Source organism: Cohnella suwonensis (genome assembly GCF_042655365.1).
GTDB lineage: Bacteria > Bacillota > Bacilli > Paenibacillales > Paenibacillaceae > Cohnella > Cohnella suwonensis.
Genome location: NZ_JBHSMH010000038.1, coordinates 1 through 13,677, shown reverse-complemented (window position 1 = coordinate 13,677; position 13,677 = coordinate 1). Strand labels below are relative to the sequence as shown.

Sequence of the window (13,677 nt, the reverse complement as noted above, 5' to 3'; positions counted from 1 at the left end):
AGCTATCGCTACAGCCCCGTCAGGGGCTTTTTTCATGAATGGGGAAGTCGTGCCCTATCTATCGAGTTCCCGGGGAGGATCGCCATGAAAGCGACGTTGCAAGGCAAAGTAGTGCTCATCACAGGCGCGTCCAGCGGTATCGGCGCGTTGACGGCGAAGCGGCTCTCCGAGCGGGGGGCGATTCCCGTGCTGACGGCTCGCTCCTTGGGTAGGCTGTCGGCCCAAGCCGCTTCGATTCCGGGCGAGCATGCCGTATACGCGATGGACGTCTCTTCCGACGAACAAGTCGGCGAAGTCGTCTCCGAAGTCGTTCGGAAATACGGGCGCATAGACGTACTGCTCAACAACGCGGGCTACGGGGAATTCGTGCCTTTCGCGGAGACGACGATCGAGCATTTCAAGGATATGATGGACGTGAACTATTTGGGCACGGTGCGCGCGACGCTCGCCGTTCTTCCGATCATGCTGCAAGCGGGGCAAGGCCATATCGTGAACGTCGCGTCGATGGCCGGCAAAGTCGCGACCGCCAAATCGACCGCTTACGCCGCCACCAAGCATGCCGTTCTCGGTTTTACGAACGCGCTGCGCAGAGAACTAAAGATCAGCGGCGTCTACGTGACCGCCGTAAATCCGGGCCCGATCGCGACGCCGTTCTTCGACAGGGCCGATCCGGAGGGGACGTACCTTAAGAACATCGAACGGTTCATCCTTTCTCCGGACAAGGTCGCGAACGCGATCGTCCGGGTCATGGAGAGGCGCAAGCCCGAGCTCGACATGCCGTGGGCGGCTTCGGCCGGGGCGAAGATCATGCAGCTGTTCCCGCGCGCGACGGACGCGTTGTTCGGTCGGATGATGAACAAGAAATAGGCAAGACCGATAAAGGGGCTGGAGAAATGGCATTCCAAGAATTAGGATTAAACGAGATACTCGCGGCGAAGCTCGCCGCATCCGGCATCAACGAACCTTCCGAGGTGCAAAGGCAAGCGTTGCCCGAACTGCTCTCGGGCAAGGACGGCGTGATCGTGTCGCCGACGGGAACGGGCAAGACGCTCGCGTACTTGCTGCCCGCGCTTCAACGGATCGACGGCGCCCGCAAAGAGACGCAGGCGCTCATTCTCGCGCCGACGCAAGAGCTCGCGATGCAGATCATGCGCGAGGCGGAGACGTACGGGCAACCGCTCGGGGTGAAAGCGGTCGCCCTCATCGGCGGCGCTTCGATCGCGAGGCAGCTGGAACGGATGAAGAGCAAACCCGCGCTGGTCGTCGGTACGCCCGGACGGGTGAGAGAAGTGGCGAACACGCGGAAGCTGTCGCTGCATGCCGTTACTTACGTCGTCATCGACGAGACGGACCGCGTATTCTCGCTCGGCGGCAAGTCCGACGTCGAGCATCTAATGAAGAAGACGTCGCGCGATCGCCAGACCGTCTTCGTCTCCGCGACCCGCTCGCAGGCGATGAGGGAAGCGGAGAGCAAGTGGCAGAAGGATCCGTGGGTGTCCGACGTGACGGAAGCGGAGAACGACAACGGCTTGTCCAAGACGCTGAAGCACTGGTACTTCCTGTCCGACCGCAGGGAGAAGATCGATTTGATCCGCAGGCTCGTGCTGCATATGAAGCCTTCTTCGGCATTGCTGTTCGTCAACGATACGGAGAAAATCGGCGAATTGCTCGCCAAGCTGCGCTACGAAGGCTTGTCGGTCGACGCTTTGTACGGGGATACGAGAGGCCAGGAGCGCGGAGAGACGATGCAACGATTCCGCGGCGGCAAGACGAAGCTGCTCATCGCGACGGACGTGGCGGCGCGCGGACTGGACTTGCCGGGATTAACGCTCGTTATCCAATACGAGCCTGCGCTCGACGCCGACCATTACGTGCACCGTTCCGGACGCACGGCGAGAATGGGACGGGAAGGAACGTCGATCACGCTCATCTCCCCGGAGGAGCGCTTCATCGTCGACAAGCTGGAGAAGCAGCTCGGCATTACGATCGAACCTCGAACGACTTACGAAGGCAAAGTCGTCACGCTGGAGGAGAGCGACGCGAGACGGAGCCAGTCGGCGTCCGGCAAGCCGAAGTTCGAATGGAAATCGAAGGCCGAGTACTTGAAGTCGCAGGAACGGAAGGAAGCGCAAGCGCCTCGCAAGCCGGAAGGCCAAGCGGAGACGCGGCCTTCCTCGCCGGCTGCAGGCCGTCAAGCGAAGCCTGAAGCGAAACCGGGGAAACCGGCGGCGGAGCTGCGGGGCCGGCTGGCGGCCAAGCCGTCGGACGAAGCGCGCCCGGGCAAGCCGGAGCGCCGGACGCCGGACAAGGCGGACAAGCGGGACGACGTCTCGCAGAAGCCGCCGGTCAAAGCGGCCGTCAAAGCGCCTGCCGCCAAACCGGGCAAATCCAAATCCGAACGGGAGCGCGAACGCAAAAACAAAGGCGCGCCCAAATGGCTCAAAGAAAAACGCGAAACGAACGCGCCCGGAGACAACGGCAAACCGTGACCGGCGACCTCGTTTGGATGAAGGACCCTTTCCCGATTTGCCCGGGAAAGGGTCTTTTCTCGTACTTTAGGCTTATTTTTCCGGTAGGACCCTCACAAAATCGCGAACTTGCGCGAAACGTATAGGCGAAGGGGAAATCATCCCAACCATCCTCATCCAAATACGTTGAACTCGCGAAGGAGAGATTCCAATGGCTCAAAAACAATCGATGTTGAAAAAAACGGCGGCTGCGACGCTTGCTCTAACGATGCTCGTAGGCGGAACGACAGGCTTGATGGCTTCGGCGAACGGCAAAGACAAAGGTAAAAGCAATAAAAAATCCATTCATCTCGATTTCGGCGATCTGAATAACAAAGAGTGGAAATGGGCGTACGACCACGTCATCCGACTGGCCGCGCAAGGCGTATTCAACGGCTATGATGACGGAAGCTTCAAGCCGCGGAACAACATATCCCGCATCGAAGCGATCGTCGCGGCCGTCCGTTTGCTCGGACTGAAGGAAGAAGCCGAGAAGCCGGAGAACATGAACGCGAAGTTGAACTTCAAAGACTTCGACCAATTGAAGAAAAAATACGGCTGGGCCGTCGGTTACGTTGCCGTCGCGCTCGAGAACGATTTGTTCTCGGAGTACGAAATGTCCGTCCAACCGGAAAAGCCGGCTACCCGTCTTTGGGCTTCCGTCTTGCTCGTGAAGGCGATGAAGCTCGAAGCCGAAGCGAAAACGAAAATGGATACGGAGCTTCCTTTCAGGGACGCGAAAGACATTCCTGCTGGCTCCGTCGGCTACATAGCCGTAGCTTTGGAGAAAAATATCATTACTGGCATCGACGTTCCGGCTTACAAAAAAGATCATGATCGCGACGACGATGATCGCGATCACGATGATAACGACGATGATGGCGATAACGAAGATAACGACGATTCGGCATCTAATTCCTACAATAAAATCTTTTTGCCGAACAAGCCGGTAACCCGCGCCGAACTGGCAACCTTGCTCGACCGCGTCGACCAGCAGCTGCCCGAAACCGGCAACGCGCAGGCGATCATCGGAACGATCACGGCGATCGACGGCAGCAACCTGACGGTGAAGAAAGCGGACAATACGTCGGTTACCGTGGCGGCAGACGCCAACGTGTTCATTTTCCGCAAGGACGTGAAATCTCCGCTGTCCTCGCTGCAAGTCGGCGACCAAGCGCTCGTACGCACGTTCGAAGGCAAAGCGGTCTTCATCGAGGTGACCAAGACGGCCGACGCGGTCGCTTTCACGCTGAACGACGCCGGCAAAATCAGCAACATTTCGCTTAACGCGCAAGGAAAAATCGCGACGCTGACGATCGTGAAAACGGTGAACGGCACGCAGCAAACGACGATTTATAACGTGGATTCCGCGAACTTGAAGGTGACCGGCAACAACGGCATTCTGTCTACGGACCTGAACGTCGTCGTCAGAGGCAACAACGGCGTCATTCAAGAGATCGACGTTACGGCTTAACGCAAAAGGGGTTTCTATTGGCGAATGCGCGCCAAAAGCGATAAGGGAGTAGAGAACCGCCGCGGGCGCGCCGAGCGCACCGGGCGGTTCTCTCTTTTTGTGTCCGCGAGCCGAGCCCGGTATAATAGAGCGTAAACGGCGGAAGCTTCGGGGAGGTCGACGGATTGGCGGCAAAGCAGGATCGGACGGGAAATCGGCTAGACGGGAGCGCGCCGGCGCTAAGCATGAAAGACGTCGTCGGCGGCTACAGCCCGCGCAGGCCGGTGCTGCACTGCGTGTCCATCACGGTCATGCCGGGCGAAATGGTCGGCTTGATCGGACTGAACGGCGCCGGAAAAAGCACGGCGATCAAACATATTCTCGGGCTTATGGTGCCCCATAGCGGCGAGGTCAGAGTGGCGGGAGCGACGTTGGAAGAAGATCGCGATCGGTTCCGGTCATCCGCGGCCTACGTGCCGGAGCAGCCTTCGCTGATCCCCGGATTGACGGTGAAGGAACACCTGCGGTGGACGGCGATGGCGTACCGCATCGAGGAACGGACGGCGAACGCCAGGGCGGAGGAACTCGCTAAGACGTTCCGCATGACGGAGGCGCTGGCATCGCTGCCGGATACGCTATCCAAAGGGATGAAGCAGAAAGTGATGCTCATGAACGCTTTGCTCGTTAGCCCTCCCCTCCTCATCATCGACGAACCGTTCCTCGGCTTGGATCCGCTCGCGATCCGAGGACTGCTTGAAGCGCTCGATCATGCTAGGGCGGGCGGAACCGGCATTTTGCTCAGCTCGCATATTCTTCCGGCGCTCGAAAGAAAGGCGGATCGGCTCGTCGTCATGCACAAGGGCAGGCTGATCGCGGAAGGAACGCCGGGACAAGTCAAAGCGTTCGCGGGACGGAGCGGTCCGGGCGAGACGCTCGACGACGCGTTCGAGTCGCTCGTCGCGGCGGAGGAAGGAGGCGTGCCGCGTGCGTGAAAGGACGACGGAAGAGCAACGGCGATTTCTCGCCGGCCTTCGGGGAAGCCGGGCGGCCGCGTTCCGCGGGGAAATCGTGCCGCACTTTCGTTACGTGTTCCAGAGCGGCTTCGGTCTCTTCGTATCGGCATTGTTTTTCGCTGCGCTCGCGTGGTACTTGGATTTCATCAAGGCGATTCCGGCCGAATGGCCGTCAGGCGCCGTCGGAGCGGCGGCGCTGACGCTGGCATCCGTCCGCGCGCCGCTGCGTACGTACTTGCGTCCTGCGGACACCGTCTTCCTGCTGCCGATGGAAGAAGGCGTGCTAAGCGCATATATCCAGCCGAGCCTGATCCGCGCGATCGTCGCGGCCGCGCTACGCGCGGTCGCCGTCTTCTGCGTATACGCGCCGATCTACATGGACGCCCCGAAGACGGCGGATTTGGCGGGCAGCCATCCGGTCGCGCTTCTGGCCGCGCTGGCCGCGATTCTCTCGGGGGGCAACGTCTACGCCGGCTGGAAGGAACGCCAATGCGCGTCGAAGGGCTGGCGGCATGGCCTGCGGCTCGCGAGATGGCTGCTGACGGGGATCATCTTCGCCTTGTTGCTGCTCAAGCCGCTCGCGATCGCCGTCTTGCTGACGGCGGCGTGCATGGCGATAATGGCTTTGCTGTGGCGATTGCCCGTAAGGCATACGATGCCCTGGGACGCTCTCATCGAAGAAGAGGCGGCGATCCGTCGCCGCTGGATGGCGTTCCTCGGCTGGTTCGTCGACGTGCCGACCGAGACGTCCAAGCCTTCGCGTCGCCGATGGATCGCCTGGACGGCGGACCGGCTTCCGTGGCGGCATTCGAGCGCATGGGCGTATTTGCACGCCAAGGTATTCCTGCGAGGAGAGACGTTCGGCGCCTTATGGCGCTTGATCGTCTTGTCCGGCATCGTGCTCGCCGTCTCCGATAACGCATGGGCGGACGGCATCGCGTACGTGTTGGCGATCTTCCTGTTCGGCCTGCAGCTCGGCGAGCTGCGCAGGGTCAGGCTCGTCGAGACGGCGGCGACGCTGCCGCTGCCTCCGGAAGGCCGCCTCCTCGCGGCGGCCTCGATCGCCCGGTCCGCCGGGATTTTGGCCGCGCTGCTTTTGGCGGCGATCGGCATCGCGACGTCGGGACTCGTCGCGGGCGACGGGATTGCCGGCTGGGGCGGGGCGTTCCGCCTCGACCTGTGGCTGCCGCTCGCGGCGTTCGGGCTGCTTTGGTGCGGCTGGCGAGTGCCGCGGAAGATCGCGGCGCACGACGAAGAGGACGATCTGTAGGGGATAGGCGTTTTCTTGCCGATTCAGCGAGTAGGGAAGTAAGGAAGCCGTATGTGTTCCGACTTCTCGATGCCGCCACGCCTGGCGTCGGATGCGAAGCCGATTTTCGCTCTTTAAACGCAAACAACCTGCATTTCTGCAGGTTGTTTGGATCCATTTTATATTCGTTCGCCGACAACCTGCAAATCTGCAGGTTGTTTGCCGTTTCTAGCGAGATTTTCATCATTTGAGCCGAACAAACTGCATTTTTGCAGGTTGTTGAGCCGATTTGTTAATTTCGAGGCGATCAAACTGCATTTTTGCAGGTTGTCAGACAGAGGGGCGGGGGTTGGTTCGAATAGCGAAGTTCGGTTCCGCAATTGTGCTCTTTCACCCGCGCAAGCCGAGCCGAGCCGAGAATAGAAACTATCCGCTTAAGCCCGGCCGTTCTTCACGTCCAGAACCGCCTGGTAGATCCGGTCGAACAAGTCTTCGAGGTTCTCTTCCTCGATGCAGGAGAAGGCGACGCGCAGATCGCTCTCACCGAGGGCGATCGTGCCGACGCCGTATTCGTTCAGCAGGCGCTGGCGAACGGCTTCCGCGTCCGCGACGAGCAGCTTCAAGCACATGAAGTAGCCGGAGTTGAACGGATAGTAAGCCCATTCGTCGCCGTACTTGCCGCTGTCGAGCAGCTGCTTCACTTTGTTCGCGCGGCCTTTCATGATTTGGAACTTTTGTTCTTTCTGCTCTTGGAACCGGTCCGACGTCAAAGCGCGAAGGATGAACGTCTGGGACGGATGAGGGCCGCTCGAGATCGTCGCTCTGATGATGCCGATCGTCTTCTGTTCCAATGCGGTCAGGCTCGCTTCGGTCAGGCCGCCGTAAGTGATGAAGCCGACGCGGAAGCCCCAAACGTACTCTTCTTTCGTCGCTCCGTCGATCTTGACCGCGAGCACGCGGTCATGAAGGCCGCTGAGTTGGCCGAACAGCGACTCTTGCAACGAATCTTCGAAGAACAAGCCGAAGTACGCGTCGTCCGTCACGACCACGACGTTGATGCCGGCTTCGGCGGCGTCGCGGATCGCGGCGACGATGTCGCGAGCTTCCTGCAAGCCCGGCGTATAGCCGGTAGGGTTGATCGGGAAGTTCAGCAGAACGATCGCTTTGCCGCGTTCCTTCTGGGCGAGCAGCGCGTTGCGCAGGCCGGCGGAATTGAAGCGGTTGTCGGCGTCGTACAGCGGGTACGTCACCATGTCCGCGCCGCGGCGGATGTGGAACGTCAACTCGTAGTTTTCCCAGTTTTTGTCCGGAACGACGACGGCGTCCCCGGCTTCGGCGAACAGGTCGGCAACGATGCTAAGTCCGTGCGTCAACGCGTTCGTAACGACCGGCTGGCTGATGTTCTTGCCCGCGACGGACGGGTTCTCCGTCAGCATTTTGTCTCGCCAGATGTTGCGTAGTTCCGGTTTGCCGCCAGGCGGCGCATATTCGTAAATGTCCTTCGGATCGTAAGCGGACAACGTTTCTTGAATGACTTCCAGATGCATCGGCTTGCCCTTCTCGGTCGCGATGCCGATCGTGGCGTTGTATAGCTTAGCCTTTTGCTTGGCTTCTGCGGATTGGCTAAGGATGCCCAGCTTAGGCATGTAGATGGCTTTGCCCAAACCGGACAACATCTCGGCGACATGAGGATTGTCCCGGGAAAGCGTGTCGTTCAATTGCTGCGCGAGCGGGTTCATAACTTCCATCCTTCCAATATTCATTAGGTGATATTATACACCATTGAAGGAGGAGCGTCATTGCAATCGGCGCGATTCGCCATAAAAAACAATCCGGTCCTCCTAGTTGTCACGCATTGGACACTTTAACGCGCTGTCGCGTATACGCTTTATCGCATCTTCGTCCTCGGGCAAACCTCTTTCGCTTAGTCCGCCTACGACTTGATCCCTTCGTTTGTCGGACAGGTTTTGGCCGAATTTGAACTTGCCTGCGATGTCGATCGGGTCGAGCCGGAGTACGGCGACGCCCTTAAGAGAAGCCGAATATTTCGCGTCCGCCGCGTCGATCGGCGCATGCCGGCCTTCCGGTTGCATCACGGTCATGAGCGCTTGCAGGGCGGACGCTTTCTCCGCGGCGTCGGTCACCTGCTCGACATTGCCCCTCGCGCGGACGGAACGGAAGAAGACGGTAGCCGGACAAGCCAAATACGGATCGGAGAAATAGGAAGGGATAAACGCGTGCGCTTGGTACACGACGAATTCGGCCCGCGGGTTCGCGGCGAGGCCGGCCATTTTTTCCCCTTGCTTGCTGCCGTGAAAATAAATCGCTCCTCCGTGAAACACGTAGTTGAGCGGAACCGCCTTTGGCCATCCGTCGGCCCCGGCGAACGTCAGGACGCCGTCGTTTTTTTCCTTCAGGAAGCTTTCGCAGAGCTCGCTTTCCGTCACTTCGAATTCTTTTCTTCTCATCTTGCATGCCTCCCGCACCGATTGGTTGAGGCTAAGTTTATCGTCGGCATTGACAAGTGAAAAGATCCAATTTACATTAAAAACACTAGTCCATTATGATCGGCAGGAGGCGAGTCCGTTGAGTTCCCCTTTCGCGTATTCCGTTAAGCTGGCCGAGTGCGGCAGCAAGCATCTGGCGCTTTACTTGGCCGTTCGCGAAGCGATCACGGAAGGCAAGCTCGCCCCGGGAGAGAGGTTGCCTTCGACGAGAACGCTCGCTTCGCTGTACGGCTTGTCGCGGGGCAGCGTCAGCCTCGCCTACGAGATGCTGACGGCGGAAGGGTTCGTGCAGGCGGGCATCGGCCAAGGAACGTTCGTCGCGGGCCTCGACGATTCGGACGGGCAACCGGACTGGGCGAAGCCGGTCGGCGCGGCGAAGAGAGAACCGCTTCCCCAAGCGGCTCCCGCGTTGACCGGTTGGGCGCGAAGGCTTATGGCCGAAGTCGCCGACCGGAAGTCGATGCTTCCCGAACGCGCCGGACGGAAAGGGACACCGCCCGAGGAAGAGGCGCGCGCCGCGAAGCTTCCGGAAGCAACGGTATCGTTCGTGCCCGAAGGGGTCGGCCGGGATTGGTTTCCTTGGACGGAGTGGAAAGCCGAAGTCGCTCATCAATGGAAGGTTCTGGGCGAGACGGGAAGAGCCGGCTTGGAGAAGGAAGGAAGCTTCGAGCTGAGGAAAGCGATCGCGGAACGGCTGCGACGGGAGAGGGGCATCTCTTGCGAAGCCGGCCAGGTCGTCGTTACGGGCGGCTCGATGCAGGCGATCGCGCTTCTAACCCAGCTGCTGCTGGAGGAAGGGAAGACCGCGGTGGTCGAGAATCCCTGCTATACCGGCATCCGGCTCGCCGTTCGCGCCACGGGGGCGAGAACGCTCGCGCAGCCGGTCGATGCCAACGGCATCATTACCGACGATTGGGACGCCGGCTTGCTGTTCGTAACGCCGACGAGGCATTTTCCGACCGGGGTCGTGCTCAGCTACGAACGCCGCAGGTCGCTGCTCGCTTGGGCGGCGCGCCGGAACGCGTGGATCGTCGAAGACGATTACGACAGCGACTTCCGCTGGGGAGGCCGCCCGATCGAGCCGTTGAAGTCGCTCGACAAGGAAGGCAGAGTCGTCTACGTCGGCACGTTCTCCCGTTCGATGGGAGCGGGCGTCCGGATCGGCTACGCCGTTCTGCCGGACGAGTTGCTAGGTCCTTTCGCCGCGGCGAAGGGGTTGTACGATCCGTACCCGACGGGCATCGCGGAGCAACAGGCGCTCGCGAGCTGGATGTCCGGGGGCGGATACGACCGCTACATGAGGCGCATGCGCCGAACGTTCGGCAAACTGGAGCGCAAGCTGAGAACGGGTATCGAAGAGAAGCTCGGGCGAATGTTCGAAGTCGTGCCTTCGGACGCGGGGCTACATCTGTACGCGAAGTGGAAACTGGACGAAGATCGTTACGATAAGCTCGTAGAGGAATGCGCGAAACGAGGCGTCGCTTGGAAAGACGGAGCGGCATACGGCTACGCGCCGGATACGGAAGGCGCTCCGGCGCCAGGCAGGTCGGCCGTATTCGGCTTCGCGCATTTGAACGAAGAAAGCATCGGCCGAGGCGTGCTGGAAATTCGGGACGCGGCGACCCGGCTCGGATGGATCGACATCGACATAGTCCAAGGAGGAACCGTTCATGCTTAACGTATCCCCGTCGTCGCTTCGGCTGTTGCCGGCGTTCGCCAAAATATCGTGCGAGCCGGGCTGGAAGTGGCAGAAGCGGGAAAAGCCGCTCGCGAACTACGATATGTTCTACGTCTGGAGCGGCGAAGGCGAGCTTTTCCTGAACGGCAAGCCTTACGAGCTCGGCAAGGGGAGCTGCTTTCTTTTCCGTCCCGGCGACCATACGAGCGCGACCCACAATCCGCAAAAGCCGCTCGTGCTGACGTACATCCATTTCGACGTCGACGAATCGGTGTCCGACGTTCCCGCCCCTTACAGGGAATTGAAGGATACGTTCGATTTCGAGCACATGCTGGCCAAGTACGTCCGGTTGTTCCTCGTGCGTACGTTCGCGGCCGAAATCGAGGCGCAGCTCATCCTGAAGCAACTGCTCATCCACCTGTTACGCCATGATCGCGAGGAACCCGTCGAGCGCAAGGCGAGCAACCAGTTGACCGAGAGCATCCGCGAAGTCGCCAACTACATCCAGCAGCATCCGGGCGTCGTGCATCGGGTCGAAGATTTGGGCAAGCGGGCGGGACTGTCCCCGCGTTACTTCTCGATCAAGTTCAAGGAATTGATCGGCATGTCCGTGCAGACTTACATGATCCGGACGCGGATCGAACGGGCGCAGCATCTGCTCATGCACGCGGGGATGAACGTGACGGAGGTGGCCGACGCGCTCGGCTACCGCGATATTTTTTTCTTCAGCCGTCAATTCAAGCAGTACACCGGCAAAAGTCCTTCGGAAATCCGATAGGCCGCCGGAATAGCGGGAATCGACCTCGCGTAAAAAAGCTCGTCCGTCGGCCTAATGGCCTGTCGGACGAGCTTTTTTACGATCGATAGATTCAGGAACGGCGGATCAACGTGCCGAGCTTCTCGCCCATGCGCACTTTGTCGCCGGTACGGAGATCCGGGCGCGGTTGCAACGTTCCGTCTTCGGTGAGAAGGACGATCGTCGAACCGAACTCGAAATAGGCGAGTTCGTCGCCGCGACCGAGCGTCTTCGGCATCGGTTCCACGTACTTGATGCTGCTGACGTTCAGCGCGCCTACCTTGACGACGGCCGTTTCCCCGACGTCGCTGCGGACGTAGGTGACGAGACGCTCGTTGCGGGACAACACGCGGCGCATGGACGTCAAGCCGAATTCGTTGACGGGATACACTTTGCCGGGAATGTGCTCGGTTTCGACGATCTCGCCTTCGCAAGGCGAATGGATGCGGTGATAATCCGTCGGGCTCAAATAAAGTACCCAATAATAGCCGTGCCTGTATTGGGAAATCCGGGGAGAGCCGTTAAGCAGCTCCTCCAGCGTATAATCCTGGCCCTTCACCTGAAGCAGCATCCCGTCTTCGATGACGCCGCAACCGGTAATGCGCGCGTCGACCGGACTTACCAAAGCATCGGCGGCCGCGTCGATCGGACGTCTGCCCGGCTTTAGCCTGCGCGTAAAGAAATCATTGAGAGATACATATTCGTTCAGCCGTTTCTCCGCTTCCTCGACAGGAATGTTGTACATTTTGGCGAAGCGGGGAATCCATCGGCGGCTTAGCGAGGATTTAGCGAAACGTCCCGTAATGCGGGACACGAACTTGCGAGAGGACAGCTCCGTCATCAAGCGCAGCAGCGAGCGAGCCATGCGGCCGTGCACTCCTTTGTCGTAAATTACATTCCCGTGAATTGTGACACATTGATCGCCAAAGTGCAATAGTCGCGATGGGCGGAGGAGCGGCGGGTAGACGCCGTGACGGATCGCACGGTATTCGTATATGCTGTTTTGTCAGCCTAGATTAGGTCAGGCGAGGAGAGTGCGACGATGCTGAAAACGGCATTCGTAACCCCTGGAGCGTATACCGTACCGTCGTCGATGGGCGGCTCGGTCGAGCGCGTGGTGGAAAAAGTCGTACCCTGCCTGTTGCCGGATATCGACGCCAGAATCTACGGCCGTCTCGGCAAAAGGCTGCCCGCCCGAGACCGGCTTAACGGCGTTCGGATCGAGCGGTTTCCCGCAACGGATAAAAAAAGGTACTTTAGGCTCGTATGCGGCAGGCTGGCGAAATTCCGGCCGGACGTTATTCAAGTCGAGAACCGTCCGCTGTGGGTACCTTATCTTAAACGCGATTTTCCTTATTCCCGCATCATCGTAAACCTGCACTCGACGACTTACATCGGCACGCCGTACTTAAATGAAGCCCAGATGCTGGAATGTCTTCGTGCCGCGGACGATATTCAAGTGAACAGCGAGTTTCTGAAGTCCTATATTTGCGGCAGTGTCCCTCAGGTCACGGAGAAGATTCTGGTTAACCATCTGGGCGTAGACGCGTCGAGATTCCCGGGAAAATCTACTCCGAAAGGAATGGCTGCTCGCAAGCAATGGCGGACGAAAATGGGATGGGGCCTAAGACCGATTATATTGTACGTTGGGCGGCTCGTTCCGCAGAAAGGCGTGCACCATCTGCTGTCGGCGATACCAGGGATTATCGCTGCGGAGCCCGATGCGCTATTCGTGATCGTCGGCAGCGCGCAATACGGCTTCCATCGTCAGACGGAATATGTAAGAAGGTTGTACAAACAGGCGGAGCACTGGAAAAAGCATGTTCATTTTCAACCGTATGTTCCGCACGATCAGATCACGGGCTGGTTCGCGATGGCGGATATTGCCGTCGTACCGTCCGTCGGCCAGGAAGCGTTCGGGCTCGTCAATATCGAGGCGATGGCTGCCGAGCTTCCGGTCGTGGCGACGAGAGCCGGAGGCATGAAGGAAATCGTCGTTGACGGTTCGACAGGTTATCTTGTGACAGACGATCAGCCGGACATCGTGCCGGAGCTGGCTTCCCGGATCGGCTACCTGCTCGCCCATGAATCGATTCGCAACGAGATGGGCAAAAAGGGAAAGGAGCGCGTGCTGAGCGAGTTCCAGTGGAAGCATACAGCGGAGAGGTGGCTGAAGTTTCAGTCGAATAGACCGTCGTTCGGCTGCCCGCCCGAGAAGAACGAAAAGCTCGTTCCCCCGTCTTGACGGACGGTGTAACGAGCTTTTTTTGAGTTATTCAGAATGTATAAGTTTCACGCTTATCCATTTCTGAATAACCTCCGCAAAGCTACTCCGACGTCCGAAGGACGCCGAAGGCGTTTTTGCTTGAAGGATCAGAAAGTATAGGTTTTATGGACATCTACTCATCTAGGCTTATCCTAATTTACGTGTCATTTTGGAACAATCGTACTATTATCCCCTTGCCTCAGAAGGA

At 59.2% G+C, this 13,677-nt stretch carries 11 protein-coding genes; 8 read left to right on the top strand and 3 right to left on the bottom strand.

Features of this window, described 5'->3' with window-relative positions; genetic code table 11:
- Window positions 1-84 precede the first annotated feature (84 nt).
- The 5 genes from ACFPPD_RS12395 (at window position 85) to ACFPPD_RS12375 (ending at window position 6,243) form a co-directional block, all read left to right on the top strand.
- Window positions 85-867 carry an SDR family NAD(P)-dependent oxidoreductase gene (locus ACFPPD_RS12395; RefSeq protein ID WP_209749885.1) on the top strand — a complete coding sequence of 261 codons (783 nt, stop codon included), beginning with the start codon at window positions 85-87 and terminating at the stop codon, window positions 865-867.
- A gap of 26 nt (window positions 868-893) precedes the next feature.
- Window positions 894-2,489, top strand: a complete 1,596-nt coding sequence (locus ACFPPD_RS12390; protein WP_209749886.1) for a DEAD/DEAH box helicase — start codon at window positions 894-896, stop codon at window positions 2,487-2,489.
- Between the two features lie 190 nt (window positions 2,490-2,679).
- Complete coding sequence (locus ACFPPD_RS12385) at window positions 2,680-3,981, top strand: S-layer homology domain-containing protein (protein WP_209749887.1); 1,302 nt, start codon at window positions 2,680-2,682, stop codon at window positions 3,979-3,981.
- Between the two features lie 224 nt (window positions 3,982-4,205).
- Complete coding sequence (locus tag ACFPPD_RS12380; RefSeq protein WP_209749902.1) at window positions 4,206-4,952, top strand: ABC transporter ATP-binding protein; 747 nt, start codon at window positions 4,206-4,208, stop codon at window positions 4,950-4,952.
- A complete protein-coding gene (locus tag ACFPPD_RS12375) occupies window positions 4,945-6,243 on the top strand; it encodes an ABC transporter permease (protein ID WP_209749888.1) in 1,299 nt (432 codons plus the stop codon). The genes ACFPPD_RS12380 and ACFPPD_RS12375 overlap by 8 nt, the downstream gene beginning before the upstream one ends.
- 413 nt (window positions 6,244-6,656) lie before the next feature.
- On the opposite strand, the gene ACFPPD_RS12370 is transcribed toward ACFPPD_RS12375, so the two are convergent.
- Both ACFPPD_RS12370 and ACFPPD_RS12365 read right to left on the bottom strand, forming a co-directional pair.
- Window positions 6,657-7,961, bottom strand: a complete 1,305-nt coding sequence (locus ACFPPD_RS12370) for an aminotransferase class I/II-fold pyridoxal phosphate-dependent enzyme (RefSeq protein WP_209749889.1) — start codon at window positions 7,959-7,961, stop codon at window positions 6,657-6,659.
- Between the two features lie 102 nt (window positions 7,962-8,063).
- Window positions 8,064-8,690, bottom strand: a complete 627-nt coding sequence (locus ACFPPD_RS12365; RefSeq protein ID WP_209749890.1) for a pyridoxamine 5'-phosphate oxidase family protein — start codon at window positions 8,688-8,690, stop codon at window positions 8,064-8,066.
- A gap of 118 nt (window positions 8,691-8,808) precedes the next feature.
- Here ACFPPD_RS12365 and pdxR point away from each other — a divergent pair, with 118 nt between their 5' ends.
- A complete protein-coding gene (pdxR, locus tag ACFPPD_RS12360) occupies window positions 8,809-10,407 on the top strand; it encodes a MocR-like pyridoxine biosynthesis transcription factor PdxR (protein ID WP_209749891.1) in 1,599 nt (532 codons plus the stop codon).
- Entirely contained in the window at window positions 10,400-11,185 is a 786-nt protein-coding gene (locus ACFPPD_RS12355; protein ID WP_209749892.1) for a helix-turn-helix domain-containing protein, read from the top strand. The genes pdxR and ACFPPD_RS12355 overlap by 8 nt, the downstream gene beginning before the upstream one ends.
- Window positions 11,186-11,276: 91 nt before the next feature.
- Here the strand turns inward: ACFPPD_RS12355 and asd are convergent, their stop codons facing one another.
- Window positions 11,277-12,068: an archaetidylserine decarboxylase gene (gene asd, locus ACFPPD_RS12350; RefSeq protein ID WP_209749893.1), complete on the bottom strand. Its 792-nt coding sequence runs from the start codon at window positions 12,066-12,068 to the stop codon at window positions 11,277-11,279.
- Between the two features lie 177 nt (window positions 12,069-12,245).
- On the opposite strand from asd, the gene ACFPPD_RS12345 reads away from it, so the two are divergent.
- Window positions 12,246-13,448, top strand: coding sequence for a glycosyltransferase family 4 protein (locus ACFPPD_RS12345; RefSeq protein ID WP_209749894.1), 1,203 nt, complete (start codon window positions 12,246-12,248; stop codon window positions 13,446-13,448).
- The last annotated feature ends 229 nt before the right edge of the window (window positions 13,449-13,677 follow it).